The sequence below is a fragment of the Ensifer sp. R-19 genome, from assembly GCF_049905105.1.
In the GTDB taxonomy this organism is placed as follows: domain Bacteria; phylum Pseudomonadota; class Alphaproteobacteria; order Rhizobiales; family Rhizobiaceae; genus Ensifer.
The window spans coordinates 2,579,625-2,593,152 of record NZ_CP184569.1; the positions used below are offsets into that span (position 1 = coordinate 2,579,625).

Sequence of the window (13,528 nt, forward strand, 5' to 3'; positions counted from 1 at the left end):
AGGACGAAGCGCCTATCGGCGCTTCTTCGCCTTGGACTCGTAGGGGTTGTCGCCCGCGCGGAAATGCATGCGGATCGGCACACCCGGCAGATCGAAATCGTTGCGCAGGCCGTTGATCAGGTAGCGCACGTAGGATTCCGGCAGCGCGTCGGGACGTGTGCAGGAGATCATGAAGCCCGGCGGGCGAGCCTTCACCTGGGTCATGTACTTGAGCTTCAGGCGGCGACCGGACACGGCCGGTGGCGGATGCTGAACCGTCTGCGATTCCAGCCAGCGGTTGAGCCGCGCGGTCGAGATGCGGCGGTTCCAGGTCTTGTCCGTTTCGATGATCGCCTGCATCAGCCGATCGAGGCCATAGCCGGTGTGGCCGGAAATCGGCACGGCGCGGATGCCGCGGGCCTGCGGCAGGAGCCGCTCGGTCTTTTCGCGGAGGTCGGCGAGCACCGCCTGCCAGTCCTCGACCAGATCCCACTTGTTGAAGGCGAGCACCGCCGCGCGCCCCTCGCGCAGCACGAGATCGACGATCTGCAGGTCCTGCTTCTCGAAGGGAATGGTCGCGTCAAAGACGATGACAACCGTTTCGGCAAAGCGAATGGCGCGCAGCGCGTCGGCGACCGAGAGCTTCTCCAGCTTCTCCTGCACCTTCGCCTTGCGGCGCATGCCGGCGGTGTCGAACATCTTGATGGTACGGCCGCGCCAGTCCCATTCGACCGAGATGGAATCGCGGGTGATGCCGGCTTCCGGCCCGGTCAAAAGTCGGTCTTCGCCGAGGAAGCGGTTGATCAGCGTCGACTTGCCGGCGTTCGGACGACCGACGATCGCCACGCGCAATGGCTTGGTCTCGTCATAGACTGTCTCCGCCTCTTCCTCTTCGCCCTCTTCGTCTTTGAACGTCGGGCGCAGATCGATATCGGTCTCGGCCACGTCGTCTTCCGGCGGATAGGCCCGCTCTTCGCCGATCGCAGCGACGATCGCGTCGCGCAGGTCCAGCATGCCCTGGCCGTGTTCGGCCGAGATCGGGCAAGGTTCGCCAAGGCCGAGCGTAAACGCATCGTAGAAGCCGCCATCGGAGCCGCGCGCCTCGGACTTATTGGCCACCAGCACCACCGGCTTGCCGCGCCGGCGCAGCATTTCGGCCAAGGTTTCGTCGGCCGGCGTCAGGCCGCCCTTGGCGTCGACCAGGAACAGCGAAAGATCCGCCTCGTCGATCGCGGCTTCCGTCTGCGCCCACATGCGACCCTGCAGCGTGTCGGGCCCCGATTGCTCGAGACCGGCCGTGTCGATGATGCGGAAGCGCAGGTCGATCAGCTTTGCCTCGCCCGGACGACGGTCGCGGGTGACGCCCGGCGTATCGTCGACGAGCGCCAGCTTCTTGCCGACCAGGCGATTGAACAAGGTGGACTTGCCGACATTGGGACGCCCGACGATGGCGACGGTGAAGCTCATGGATCTATCCGTTTCCGCTTGGAGCGCCGCAGCCGATGGGCGGGCCGCGCTCGTAATTTCGTTCTGTGCCGCATTCAGGCGGCTCGCGAGCGTTTCCGTAGAGGAACTGCCCTATCTGATTGTTTGCCTGCAATTCGCAACGCAAAACCGCTGCGCACTTTTGCTGGAACTGCTTGTCTGCCTTCCGCAGTTCCGGACGCAAAACCGCTACGCACTTTTGCTGGAACTGCTTTAAATGCTTTAGCGCACAACCCCAAGATCGAGATCGATTTTGGGATCATGCGCTGATTCGAAAGGGTCGTGCACCCTGTGCCCATCCACGTGGAATGGGCGGAAACCTTAGGCCTTGCCGCTGGCCGTGATCACGTCGAGCAGCATCTGGGCGCGACCGGTGATGTTGCGCGGGCTCTGCGTGTCGTCGACGATCTGCTGGAACCAGGTCTTCGCCTTGGCGTAGTCGCCGGCCTTGTAGGCCGAGAGACCAAGCGCTTCGCGCGCCGAGTGGCGCATATTGTTCTGCGGCGTCGCAAGCTGCTCGACTTCAGCCGAAACCTGATCGTAGCTGCCGGTATCGACGAGCAGATAGGCTGCACGCAGTCGCGCCGCTTCCTGAATGGCAGCCGGAACGCTGCCGTCCTTGCCGATGGCGGAGAATGCCTTCACCGCCGCATCGGTGTCGCCCTTCTGGGCCTGAAGCGTTGCAGCGCGCAGACGAGCCAGCACCGGATAGGCGCCGTAGCCATCCTTCTCAAGCGCGTTCAAGGCAGCGAGCGCCTCGTCCGTCTTGTTTTCCTTCGCCAGATTGAGCGCCTGCAGGAAGGCGTCGCCCGACTTCGAGGAAGCTCCCTCCTGCCAGTACTCGAACCCGACCTTGCCGATAGTGCCGAGAACGATAAGCACGGCGATCGCCGCGATGAGACCGCCGAAACGAGCCCAGATGCTCTTCATCTGGTCGGAACGCAGTTCCTCATTGACCTCGCGGATAAAGCTGTCGTCTTGGTTCGCCATCTACTGCCCCGGCCTTGCCTGCCCACTGGTACGCCATTCCGACCGTCATCGACGGGAACAGCGCACAATCTCAAACTGTTCGAGCATGCACGACGCGTTCTAGCGCACGCATCACGCTCTCATGGATTTTGCGCCTTCTACCCGATTTTGCGGCGCTTGTAAGGGGGCCGACGTTATTTAGAGCGCCTACGGTCGACACGAGGTCACCTCCGTCGCTCTAAATTTTTTTGTTACACGCAAGTCGGGACGCAAAACCGCTGCGCACTTTTGCTGGAATTGCCTTAGCCCATCACCACGGGGGCAACCCCGATCAACCACTCGTGAAGCTTCCAGACGAAGAGCCCGTAGGCGACGAGACCGATGACGATGGCCAGCACGTCGTTCGTCGATGACTTGAACACCGGCAGCACGCGCTCCCCTGCCCGCTCGCGATGCTTCAGCGAGATGCGCAGGATCACCGCCCAGGCGAGAAACGATCCGAAAAGCAGGACCGAGGACGTCTCGCCGTTCGCCAGCAGGTGCGCCAAAGCCCAGGTCTTGATCGACAGGATCTGCGGATGCTTGACTGCCACCGCAATGCGGCCCGCCGGCAGGAAGCCTGCAGCGAGGAAGACGAAGGCAAAGAGCATCAGGAGCAGCGCTATGTGGCGCAGGAACACCGGCGGATCGTAGAGCATGCCCGTTTCAGTGCGGGCCTGGCCGAAACCATAGATGATCAGACAGAGGCCAATGAGGCTGAGGATCGCATAGATCCCCCTCCAGGTGCCCTTGCCGCGACGCTCGATGATGCCGGCGCGAAAGCCGGGCGCAACCACGCGGATGAGATGCATGCCGAGAAAGATGATGATGCCGAGAACGAGTATCGCCATGGGGCCACCGCTTTGTTCGAGATATCGGAGATAGCGTCGCGTGCCGGATCTGGCGCGCTTGAGTCGCCGTAGCTCTTTGATTTTCTATGCCATTCGCCTTTGGACCGATTCCAGTCCAGGTTGCTATGGAGTAGCCTTGATGGCGCCTTTTTTCCAGCCCGATCAAAGGAATGCCGCAATTTCGAACCATCTGCGACAAAAATTCATTGCTGCAGTTGATCATGATCCGAACATTTCTCGCCTTTTCCCTTGCCCTGGTTCCTGCGCTTGCGCGGGCCGAACCGGCGACGCCGGCCACCGTCCCCGCCGCTGACCGGCAGCTGGTCATCGTCTCCTTCGACGGTGCCCATGACAACGCGCTTTGGGAAAAGAGCCTGGCGATGGCCAAGCGCACCGGCGCGCATTTCACCTATTTCCTGTCCTGCACCTTCCTGATGACCCGGGCCGACGGCAAGGAGATCTACAGGCCGCCGGGCCAGAAGCCCGGCCGCTCCAATGTCGGCTTCGCCCAGAGCCGCGAGGAGATTGCAGCACGCGCCGGCCATATCTGGCAGGCCCATCTTGATGGTCACGACATCGCCAGCCACGCCTGCGGTCATTTCGACGGCAAGGGCTGGAGCAAGGCCGATTGGCAGAGCGAATTCTCGACTTTCAATGCGGCGCTCAGCGACGCCTGGAAGAAAGCCGGCAAGCCTGAGGCGGAACCGGCCGGCTGGGCGGAGTTCGCTAAGACCGGCGTCAAAGGCTTCCGTGCCCCCTATCTATCGCTAAGCGACGGCCTGCTGCCGGCGCTGAAGGCGGACAACTTCACCTATGACGCAAGCCTGGTGACCAAGGGTCCGGGCTGGCCGGCAACGAAGGACGGGCTGCCGCGCTTCGGCCTGCCGCTGATCCCCGAGGGACCGTCGCAGCGCCCTGTCATCGGCATGGACTACAATCTCTTCGTCCGCCACTCGATGGGTGTCGAGAACAAGAAGGACAGCGCCCGCTTCGAGGAGCGCACCTACGAGGCCTACCGGAAAGCCTTCGACCGCGAATATGGCGGCGACCGCATTCCCCTGCAGCTCGGCTTCCACTTCGTCGAAATGAACGGCGGCGCCTACTGGCGTGCGCTCGATCGACTGCTCTCGGAAGTCTGCGGAAAACCCGACGTTGCCTGTGTCAGCTATGCCCAGGCCTTGCCTGTCATCGAGCAGGCAAAAAAGAAGGCGGGTCGCTCCGCCTTCTGATTGCCGTAGAGAGCGCCGGCCTTAGGCCGGCTGCGCGTCTTCTGCAGCGCCGCGCTCCAGATAGCGCTGGTCAATTTCCGGCAGCGGTTCGTCGGAGATTGCCGCCTCAAAGGCTCTCAGGCGCTTGTGGATCGACAGCAGCTCGATGATCGTCGACCAGTAATTCACCAGATATTGGAACGAGTTGCTGACTTCGCCGAAGGCCGTGGCGATCTGCTGCCAGATACCCATCGTGATCTTCCCGGCGACGAATGTCGGGATCAGGATGAAGTTCAGGAAAATCGCATCGAGCTGGCCATAGGAATAGCGCGCGATGTTGAAATATAGATAGTGCCAATACATGCGGAAGTAGTTTCGGCGAACGTTGCCGAAAAGCTCCCTCACCGTGACCGGTTGCGCGCGATCCTCATTGTCCTCGCCGTAGACCAGTTCCTTGCGGTAGGCTGCCTCAACGCGCTGGTTCTTGAAGTTCAGCCCCGGCAGCTTGATACCGGCGAGCGCCAGCAGCGCCGTGCCGAACACCGACCACACGATCGCCAGCCAGAAGAGCGCGTGCGGGACTGCGCCGATGATCGGAAGGTCGGAGACGTGCTGCGACATGTTGAACAGCAAAGGCAGGAACACCACCAGCGTCATCACCGAATTGATCAAGGTAACGCCGAGCCCTTCGAGAATATTGGCGAAGCGCATCGTGTCTTCCTGCACACGCTGCGACGCCCCCTCGATGTGGCGCAGCTTGTCCCACTTCGACATGTAGAAATCGTTCATGGCGGTGCGCCAACGGAACACATAGTGGTTGGTGAAGAACGCGGTGACGACGTTCAACGTGACGCCGACGAAACCGATTTCAAGGAAGCGCAGTTGCAGCGTGTAGAACTGAGTGGTGGTAATGCCGGGCTTTCCGGCAAGCGCATCCTGCAAGAGATCGAAGAACGGACCACGCCAATTGTTGAGCGCCACTGACGCCTGCACAGCGAAGTAAGCGATGAAGATGATAAAGGCCGAGCCCCAGATCGACCAGTTCGCCCAAGGGTGATCCTTGGCGATGATCTTCCAGGCACCGCCGAATATCGCCACGAAGATGGTGAAGTAGAGATAGAACCAGAGATTGTCCGGGGTGAAGAAGTACGCAAGGCCGATCGGTGGCTTTTCGCCCGGGGCCAATGGCGGCAGGCCAACCGCGGCGCCGATTTGCGGGCCGACCGTGTACCAGACGAGAATGCAGATAATCGACCAGAGGGCACCGGAGGTGAAGAACAGCTTCGGCTTCGGAAAGAAGGAATGGAACAAAGGGTCTACTCACGTTTCGGTAAGGCGATGTGTCACCGCTCGAAGCGCCGAAACTAGGGCAAAGCGCCGTCGTCAACAATCGGATAATATAAACGTTACTGTTATTTCATCCGGGCAAACCACGGCGAACAAGACCTTTTTCCGCCGCAGCCCATGGCACCCGTCAGCCCTTCAGTGCTGCAGATATCCGCTTTAGTTCGGCAAGGATGACGCCGCCGCAGAGGAAGAGCACGGCTGCCGCAATCAAGGTTGGCGCGGAGAAGCTGCCGGTGCGGTCGGCCAGCCAACCGGCGACCAGAGGACCGATAATCTGACCGATGCCGAAGGCGGCGGTCATCAGCGCCAGCGCCTTGCGCGGGCTTTCCGGCGCGAGCTGCCGGCCGATCTGCAGCCCGTAAGCCGTGATCATCATGAAGGTCGCCCCAAGCATCAGCCCGCCGGCAAGCGGCGCATAGGGCAAGGGCAGGCTGACCGTCAGAACCAGCCCGACCGCCTCGACCAGAAGGCCGATTGCGTAGACGCCGGCAAGGCCGAAGCGCGGCACGGCAAAGCGCCAGAGATAGACGGACAGTGCGGCGGCAAGGCCCGTCAGCAACCAGGCGAGAAACTCGATGCCGTGGCCGCCGCTTGGGTCACGCGCCATGGCGACGAGGAAGGTGGCAGTGATCACGTAACCGAAGCCGAAGAGTGCGTAGGTGAACGTCACCACCGTGAGCGGTCGCGTCCAGCGAAGCGGCTTCTCGCGCACCGTGCCCGCACCGGACGAAGGAACGCCGGGCAGAAGTCCTGCGACGATAATGGTCCCGATCAATCCAACCAGAGCCCCGGTGAACCAGTCGCCCATGGAGGTCGTCAGGCCGGCATGACCCGCAAGCGGGTTTGCCCAGACGCAGAGCGACGAAAATGCGATGCCGAGGCCGACGCCGCCGAAATGGACGGCCGGCACATGCTCCGATCGTGCAAGCAGGCCGTGGCCAAGCACGATGCCGGAGATGAAGATCATCGCAAAGGCGCTGGCAAGGCCGGCCAGAAAGCGGATCAGCGCCAGCACGACGACAGAGGACGAGAGCCCCATCGCCGCAAGCAGCACCGTCGTGGCGATGAGCGATAGAAGACCGATCCGGCGCTCGTGCCCGTGCGCCCAGCCATAGGCGGCGAGAATGGCACCGGCGAGATACCCGATGAAATTGGCCGAGGCGATGAGGCCGGCATCGCCGGGCGAGAGACCAAGATCGGTCATCATCGCCGGCAGGATCGGCGTGTACGAGAATCGGCCGAACCCCATGGCGACGGCCATGGCAATGGCGCCGGCGGTTGCCGTGGCGGAGATATTGGCCTGAAGCGGTCTGTCGAGCGTGGTCATGTCAGTTTATTGCACCGCAACACGACGCGCCACAAACGACAATAATTGAACGACCTATTGAAGAAATCGAACGATCGCCGATTTCAATGGGTTAGAGGAGCGATGACGGCCGCGGCCCGCAATCGCATCCCTGATCTAGCCCGGCAGCGTCACGACCAACGGCCCGCCGCGCGTGACGACGACGGTGTGCTCGTATTGCACCGTTGGCGCCCTTGGATCGCTGTAGAGCGTCCAATCGTCGTTGCCGCCTTCGGCCCATTGCGCGCCCATCGACAGGAAGGGTTCGACGGTGAAGACCATGCCGTCCGTCATCCGGCGCCGTTCGCGTGGATCAGGCCAGGTGGCGATCTCGGTCGGCTCCTCGTGCAGCGAGCGGCCGATGCCGTGGCTGGCGAGGTTGGTGACGAGCGAATAGCGGTTCTTGCGGGCAAAGTCGCCGATCGCGTTGCCGATGGCCGCCAGCGGCTGGTCGGGACGCACCTGCTTGAGGCCCACCCACATCGCCCGCTTGCCATCGCGGCAAAGCCGGTCGACCACGGCCGTAACCGGTGGCACCGGGAACGAGGCGCCGGTATCGGCGAAGATGCCGTCCTTCTCGGCCGAGACGTCGATGTTGACGAGATCACCGGCCTTGATCACCCGGCTGCCGGGAATGCCGTGGGCGATTTCCTCGTTGACGCTGATGCAGGTGGCGCCGGGAAACTTGTAGCAGAGCTCGGGCGCCGAGCGCGCGCCGGCCTCTTCCAGCACCTTGCGGCCGATCGCGTCCAGTTCCGCCGTGGTGATGCCGGGCTCCAGCGCCTCGCCCATCGCCTGCAAGGCATTGGCGCAGATGCGGCCGATTTCCTTCAGCCGCAGCAGATCTTCTTCGTTGTTAAGGGTCATCCGTGTCTCGCTTTCGCGCTCACATGTAGCGTGTCGCTATACGTTATGCCAGCACCGAACGGGACGGCCGGGGGCAAACGTTACCCCCGGCTCCGGAACGTCAGACGGCGGCTGACGCAACTGCCTTTTCCTCGGCCAGTGCCTTGCGCACCAGCGGCGCCACCCTGGTGCCGTAGAGCTCGATGCCGCGCATGATCTGGTCATGCGGCATCGGCCCGATGGCCATCTGCAGCAGGAAGCGATCGTTGCGGAACAGCTTCCAGTTCTCGACGATCTTTTCCGCCACCGTCTCCGGGTCGCCAAGGAAGAGATTGCCGCTAGGGCTGCGCGCCTGTTCGAAATGCCCCCGGTTCGTCGGCCCCCAACCGCGCTCGCGGCCGATGCGGTTCATCACCTCTGCCTGCGGGCCGTAGAACTGGTCGGCGGCGAGATCGGTCGTGTCGGCGATGAAGCCGTGCACATTGATGCTGGTTTTCAGCTTGGTCGCATCCTGGCCGGCCCGGCGCGCGGCCTCGCGGTAGAGATCGAAGAGCGGCGCAAAACGGCGCGGCTCGCCGCCGATGATGGCAAGCGCTACCGGCAAACCAAGCGCGCCGGCCCGCGCCACCGATTGCGGCGTGCCGCCAACGGCGATCCAGAGCGGCAGCACCTCCTGCAGCGGCCGCGGATAGACGCCGCGATCGTGGATCGCCGACCGCATTTCGCCCGACCAGGTGACTTTCTCGCTTTCCCGCACCGCCATCAGCAGATCGAGCTTCTCGGCAAAGAGCTGGTCGTAATCGTCGAGAGACTGACCGAAGAGCGGGAAGGATTCGATAAACGATCCACGGCCCGCCATGATTTCAGCGCGGCCATTGGAGAGCAGGTCCAGCGTCGAGAACTGCTGAAAGACGCGCACCGGATCATCCGAGCTCAGCACCGTCACGGCGCTGGTCAGCCGGATGTTTTTCGTCTTGGCGGCGGCAGCCGCCAGAATGACCGAGGGTACCGAGGCCGCATAGTCAGGGCGGTGATGTTCGCCAAGACCGAAAACGTCGAGGCCGACCTGATCGGCAAGCTCAATCTCTTCGAGAAGGTTCTTGAGGCGCCGCTGCCCCTCTTTGCCCTTGTCTGCCGCATTCGGATCGACATCCGCAAATGTGTAAAGCCCGAGTTCCATGATGCCCGTCCTATTTCTGTTGGGACAACAGATAGTTGCCGCGCGCGTGGGCAGCAAATGCTCATCCGGGAAACGCTGTGTTTCCCGGATGAGAATGAATGGAGCCTGTGTCGGATGATTGGCAGGAACCGGATGATGCGGGCGAAAACCGCCCCGTCCGGGTTCTCAGCTCAGCGTGCGCTTGACGGCGTTGCGCCAGCCCCTGAGCTTTGCCTTGCGCGTCTTCTCGTCCATGGCCGGCTCGAAGCGATGGTCACGCGCCCAGGACTGGGCGAACTGCTCCTGCTTCGGCCAGACGCCAGCACGGCTGCCGGCAAGCCAGGCAACGCCGAGCGCGGTGGTCTCGAGAATGACGGGCCGGTCGACCGGCGCGTCGAGCAGATCGGACAGCCGCTGCATCGTCCAGTCGGAGGCGACCATACCGCCATCGACGCGCAGCACCGTTTCCTTGCCGTTGTTGCGCCAGTCCTTGTGCATCGCCTCGAGCAGGTCGCGCGTCTGGTAGCAGACCGCTTCGAGCGCGGCGCGGGCAAACTCGGCCGGGCCGGTGTTGCGGGTCATGCCGAAGATCGCGCCGCGCGCATCCGGATCCCAGTGCGGCGCGCCAAGCCCTGTGAAGGCCGGGACCAGATAGACTTCCTGCGTCGGATCGGCGCTTTCAGCGAGCGTCCCGGTGTCGGGTGCCGCCTTGATGACTTTGAGCCCGTCGCGCAGCCATTGCACGGCAGCACCGGCAACGAAGATCGAACCTTCCAGCGCATAGGTCGTTTCGCCGTCGAGCCTGTAGGCAATGGTGGTCAGCAGCCGGTTCTTCGAGCGCACCATGTCCTTGCCGGTGTTGAGCAGCGCGAAGCAGCCGGTGCCATAGGTGGATTTCAGCATGCCCGGCTTGAAGCAGGCCTGGCCGATCGTCGCCGCCTGCTGGTCGCCGGCAACGCCAAGGATCGGGATGGCGGCGCCAAGGATTGCCGGGCCGGTGACGCCGAAATCGGCGGCGCAGTCCTTGACCTCCGGCAGCATGGCGCGCGGCACTTTCAGGATCTTCAGCAGTTCGTCGTCCCAGGCATTCTCCGAGATGTTGTAGAGGAGCGTGCGCGAGGCGTTGGTGGCATCGGTCACGAAGGACTTGCCGCCGGTCAGCCGCCAGATGAGAAAGGTGTCGATCGTGCCGAAGCAGAGCTCACCCTTGGAAGCGCGCGCCTGGGCCCTGTCGACGTTGGTCAGCAGCCAGTTGAGCTTGGTGCCGGAGAAATAGGGATCGAGCAGCAGACCGGTCTTCCTGGTGAAGGTCTTTTCCAGCCCCTGCTTCTTCAGCCTGTCGCAATAGGACGCAGTGCGGCGGTCCTGCCAGACGATGGCATTGTGGATCGGATTGCCGGTTTCGCGATCCCATACGACGACGGTCTCGCGCTGATTGGTGATGCCTATGCCGTCAAGTTCGCCGGCGGTGATGCCCGCCTTGGCGATCGCTTCCTGGACCGTCGAAAGGACCGTCTGCCAGATTTCCTCGGGATCGTGCTCGACCCAGCCGGATTTGGGGAAGTGCTGCTTGAATTCCTTCTGGCCGGCGCCGACGATCTGCTGCTGACCGTCGAAGACGATCGCCCGGCTTGAGGTCGTACCCTGATCGATCGCGAGAATGTATCCGCCCATATGCCCCTCCCCGGCCACACGCATGTTTATTCACCCGTCCTCAAGGGCGGGATCTCATTTCGAAAACTTCAATACGATGGAAAAACGAATGTCAAACGAAAACAAAACGCAACCGATCGGCTTCGCTGGCCCCCGCGGCAACTCTGCGGCCCGGAGCTCAAAAACACAATTGTCAGTGCGCCCGTTTTACGCGTAGGCTGGCGCTGTTGCGCCGCAACAAAGCAGTCCGAAGCGGCACAAAGGGAGAGAGCAGCAATGACGAAAACAGCGGTCATCACCGGTTCGACGAGTGGCATCGGGCTTGCGATCGCCAAGGCTTTCGCCAAGGGCGGTGCCAACATCGTGCTGAACGGCTTCGGCAGTCCTGATGAGATCAGACAAGCGACGGACGACGTCAGCGCGCTGACGAGCGGAACGGTGCTTTATCACGGCGCCGACATGACGAAACCCGCCGAGATCGCCGATCTGATCGTGACAGCAACCGAGCGCTTCGGCAGCGTCGATATCCTCATCAACAATGCCGGCATCCAATATGTCGAGAAGGTCGAGGATTTTCCGGTCGAGCAATGGGATCGGATTATCGCGATCAACCTCTCCTCCTCCTTCCACACGATCCGCGCCGCCATTCCCGGCATGAAGGCGAAGGGCTGGGGCCGCATCATCAACATCGCCTCCGCCCATGGCCTCGTCGCCTCGCCTTTCAAGGCCGCCTATGTCGCCGCCAAGCACGGCGTTCTTGGCCTGACCAAGACCGTCGCTCTCGAAGTCGCCGAAAACGGCATCACCGCGAATTCCATCTGCCCGGGCTACGTGCTGACGCCGCTCGTCGAAAAGCAGATCCCCGATCAGGCGCGTACCCGCGGCATCACCGAACAGCAGGTCATCAACGACGTGATGCTGAAGGGCCAGCCGACCAAGAAGTTCATCACCGTCGAACAGGTGGCAGCGCTTGCCGTCTATCTCGCCGGCGAGGATGCGGCGCAGATCACCGGCACGCATGTGTCGATGGACGGCGGCTGGACGGCACAGTAGCCACACGCACGGACACAGCCAAAAATTTCCACGGCCCTTTGCTTTTCTGCATAACCACCTAAGATCAAAGTGATTTCAGGTAATATGCAGCAGCAGGGAATGAGTGGCATGCCCCAGCCGAACGGAAGCATCAGCTTCATCCTCAACGATCGCGAGGTCGCGCTTTCCGACATCGCACCGACCGCGACCCTGCTCGATTACTTGAGGCTGGAACGTCGGCTGACCGGCACCAAGGAAGGTTGTGCAGAGGGCGACTGCGGCGCTTGCACGGTGCTCGTCGGAAGGCTTGCCGGCGACAGGCTCGTCTATGAAGCCGTCAACGCGTGCATCCGTTTCCTCGGCTCGCTGCAGGCAACCCATGTCGTCACCGTCGAGCATCTTGCCGGCCAGGACGGGACGCTGCATCCGGTGCAGCAGGCCATGGTCGATTTCCACGGCTCGCAATGCGGCTTCTGCACGCCCGGCTTCGTCATGTCGCTTTATGGCCTGTGGCTCGCAAATGACGATCCCAGCCGCGCCGATATCGAAAAGGCGCTGCAGGGCAACCTCTGTCGTTGCACCGGCTATGAGCCGATCGTGCGCGCCGCGGAAGCGGCGGCAAAGGCGCGCCCCTCCGAAATCTTCGACCCGATCACGCGAGAACGCGAAACGATCACCGCCCGGCTGAAGGCACTGGCGCCGACCGAGACGATCACCATTCGCCAGGGCGACACCTGTCTGATCGTGCCTGCGGACGGCGACGGCCTGGCGACAGCGCTTGCCGACAATCCGGGGGCGACCGTGGTTGGCGGTTCCACCGATGTCGGCCTCTGGGTGACCAAGCAGATGCGGCCGATCAACCCGGCCATCTTCATCAACGGCATTGCCGAGTTGCAGCGCATCGAGGAGACGGAGCCGGGTCTGACGATCGGTGCCGGCGTTAGCTACACGATGGCCTATGCCGCGCTTGGCAAAGCCTTTCCCGGCCTCGGCCCGCTGATCGACCGGATCGGCGGCGAGCAGGTGCGCAACATGGGCACGATCGGCGGCAACATCGCCAACGGCTCGCCGATCGGCGACAGCCCGCCGCCCTTGATCGTGCTCGACGCCACCGTGACGCTGCGCTCGACGGAGGGTCGCCGGACGCTGCCGCTCGAAGAATTCTTCATCGCCTATGGCAAACAGGACCGTAAGCCGGGCGAATTCGTCGAAAGCATCTTCGTGCCAAGTCTTCCGGCCGGCGATCTCTTTGCCGCCTACAAGATCTCAAAACGCCGCGACGAGGACATTTCCGCCCTGCTCGGCGCCTTCCGCCTGTCGGTAGACGGCGGAGTGGTCCGCTCCGCCCGCATCGCCTTCGGCGGCATGGCCGGCACGCCGAAGCGCGCCACGAATGTGGAAACGGCGCTGATCGGCAAGCCCTGGACCGAGGAGACGGTTCGCGCAGCACAAGTCGCCTTCGAGACCGACTACCAGCCGCTCACCGACTGGCGGGCGACAAGCGACTACCGCATGCTGGCGGCGAAAAACCTGCTTCATGCCGTTTCTTCCTCGAAACGCAGTGGCGAGCGGCCGATCCGCAACTGGTGCGCTACGCCGCGGGAGACAGATGATC

Annotated in this window: 11 protein-coding genes and 1 pseudogene; 4 read left to right on the plus strand and 8 right to left on the minus strand. The window is 62.7% G+C overall.

Annotated features, from left to right (window positions below; all coding sequences use genetic code 11):
- Positions 1–12 precede the first annotated feature (12 nt).
- Positions 13–1,446, minus strand: a complete 1,434-nt coding sequence (der, locus tag ACN9MO_RS12665) for a ribosome biogenesis GTPase Der (RefSeq protein ID WP_112994327.1) — start codon at positions 1,444–1,446, stop codon at positions 13–15.
- Here der and ACN9MO_RS12670 point away from each other — a divergent pair.
- On the plus strand, positions 1,427–1,681 hold the full coding sequence (locus tag ACN9MO_RS12670) for a hypothetical protein (protein ID WP_162733708.1): 255 nt from the start codon (positions 1,427–1,429) through the stop codon (positions 1,679–1,681). The two genes, der and ACN9MO_RS12670, sit on opposite strands and share 20 nt — an antisense overlap.
- A 104-nt stretch (positions 1,682–1,785) precedes the next feature.
- On the opposite strand, the gene ACN9MO_RS12675 is transcribed toward ACN9MO_RS12670, so the two are convergent.
- Together ACN9MO_RS12675 and ACN9MO_RS12680 are read right to left on the minus strand one after the other, a co-directional pair.
- Entirely contained in the window at positions 1,786–2,454 is a 669-nt protein-coding gene (locus ACN9MO_RS12675; protein WP_057253003.1) for a tetratricopeptide repeat protein, read from the minus strand.
- A gap of 281 nt (positions 2,455–2,735) precedes the next feature.
- Positions 2,736–3,323, minus strand: a complete 588-nt coding sequence (locus ACN9MO_RS12680; protein WP_112994325.1) for an NnrU family protein — start codon at positions 3,321–3,323, stop codon at positions 2,736–2,738.
- Positions 3,324–3,544: 221 nt separating this feature from the next.
- Here ACN9MO_RS12680 and ACN9MO_RS12685 point away from each other — a divergent pair, with 221 nt between their 5' ends.
- Positions 3,545–4,552, plus strand: coding sequence for a polysaccharide deacetylase family protein (locus ACN9MO_RS12685; RefSeq protein WP_112994365.1), 1,008 nt, complete (start codon positions 3,545–3,547; stop codon positions 4,550–4,552).
- A gap of 21 nt (positions 4,553–4,573) precedes the next feature.
- Here the strand turns inward: ACN9MO_RS12685 and sbmA are convergent, their stop codons facing one another.
- The 5 genes from sbmA to glpK all read right to left on the minus strand — a co-directional run bounded on the left by sbmA (position 4,574) and on the right by glpK (position 10,902).
- Positions 4,574–5,842 carry a peptide antibiotic transporter SbmA gene (gene sbmA, locus ACN9MO_RS12690; RefSeq protein WP_058321173.1) on the minus strand — a complete coding sequence of 423 codons (1,269 nt, stop codon included), beginning with the start codon at positions 5,840–5,842 and terminating at the stop codon, positions 4,574–4,576.
- A 163-nt stretch (positions 5,843–6,005) separates the two neighbouring features.
- Positions 6,006–7,205: an MFS transporter gene (locus ACN9MO_RS12695; RefSeq protein WP_425985087.1), complete on the minus strand. Its 1,200-nt coding sequence runs from the start codon at positions 7,203–7,205 to the stop codon at positions 6,006–6,008.
- Between the two features lie 135 nt (positions 7,206–7,340).
- Positions 7,341–8,090: a type I methionyl aminopeptidase gene (gene map / locus ACN9MO_RS12700; RefSeq protein WP_112994324.1), complete on the minus strand. Its 750-nt coding sequence runs from the start codon at positions 8,088–8,090 to the stop codon at positions 7,341–7,343.
- A gap of 100 nt (positions 8,091–8,190) precedes the next feature.
- Positions 8,191–9,249: an LLM class flavin-dependent oxidoreductase gene (locus ACN9MO_RS12705; protein ID WP_113133444.1), complete on the minus strand. Its 1,059-nt coding sequence runs from the start codon at positions 9,247–9,249 to the stop codon at positions 8,191–8,193.
- A gap of 165 nt (positions 9,250–9,414) precedes the next feature.
- Positions 9,415–10,902, minus strand: a complete 1,488-nt coding sequence (glpK, locus tag ACN9MO_RS12710; RefSeq protein WP_113133443.1) for a glycerol kinase GlpK — start codon at positions 10,900–10,902, stop codon at positions 9,415–9,417.
- Between the two features lie 255 nt (positions 10,903–11,157).
- Here glpK and ACN9MO_RS12715 point away from each other — a divergent pair, with 255 nt between their 5' ends.
- Together ACN9MO_RS12715 and xdhA are read left to right on the plus strand one after the other, a co-directional pair.
- Entirely contained in the window at positions 11,158–11,934 is a 777-nt protein-coding gene (locus ACN9MO_RS12715; RefSeq protein WP_425985092.1) for a 3-hydroxybutyrate dehydrogenase, read from the plus strand.
- A 108-nt stretch (positions 11,935–12,042) separates the two neighbouring features.
- Positions 12,043–13,526: pseudogene (xdhA, locus tag ACN9MO_RS12720) on the plus strand (xanthine dehydrogenase small subunit).
- Positions 13,527–13,528: the final 2 nt, after the last annotated feature.

Bases quoted from the DNA above. Each gene is read 5' to 3' on its own strand.
- ACN9MO_RS12685 (WP_112994365.1), top strand. From the start codon at position 3,545: ATGATCCGAACATTTCTCGCCTTTTCCCTTGCCCTGGTTCCTGCGCTT.
- ACN9MO_RS12680 (WP_112994325.1), bottom strand. From the start codon at position 3,323: ATGGCGATACTCGTTCTCGGCATCATCATCTTTCTCGGCATGCATCTC.
- ACN9MO_RS12715 (WP_425985092.1), top strand. From the start codon at position 11,158: ATGACGAAAACAGCGGTCATCACCGGTTCGACGAGTGGCATCGGGCTT.
- glpK (WP_113133443.1), bottom strand. From the start codon at position 10,902: ATGGGCGGATACATTCTCGCGATCGATCAGGGTACGACCTCAAGCCGG.
- ACN9MO_RS12670 (WP_162733708.1), top strand. From the start codon at position 1,427: ATGGCGACGGTGAAGCTCATGGATCTATCCGTTTCCGCTTGGAGCGCC.
- der (WP_112994327.1), bottom strand. From the start codon at position 1,446: ATGAGCTTCACCGTCGCCATCGTCGGGCGTCCCAATGTCGGCAAGTCC.
- ACN9MO_RS12675 (WP_057253003.1), bottom strand. From the start codon at position 2,454: ATGGCGAACCAAGACGACAGCTTTATCCGCGAGGTCAATGAGGAACTG.
- ACN9MO_RS12695 (WP_425985087.1), bottom strand. From the start codon at position 7,205: ATGACCACGCTCGACAGACCGCTTCAGGCCAATATCTCCGCCACGGCA.
- map (WP_112994324.1), bottom strand. From the start codon at position 8,090: ATGACCCTTAACAACGAAGAAGATCTGCTGCGGCTGAAGGAAATCGGC.
- ACN9MO_RS12705 (WP_113133444.1), bottom strand. From the start codon at position 9,249: ATGGAACTCGGGCTTTACACATTTGCGGATGTCGATCCGAATGCGGCA.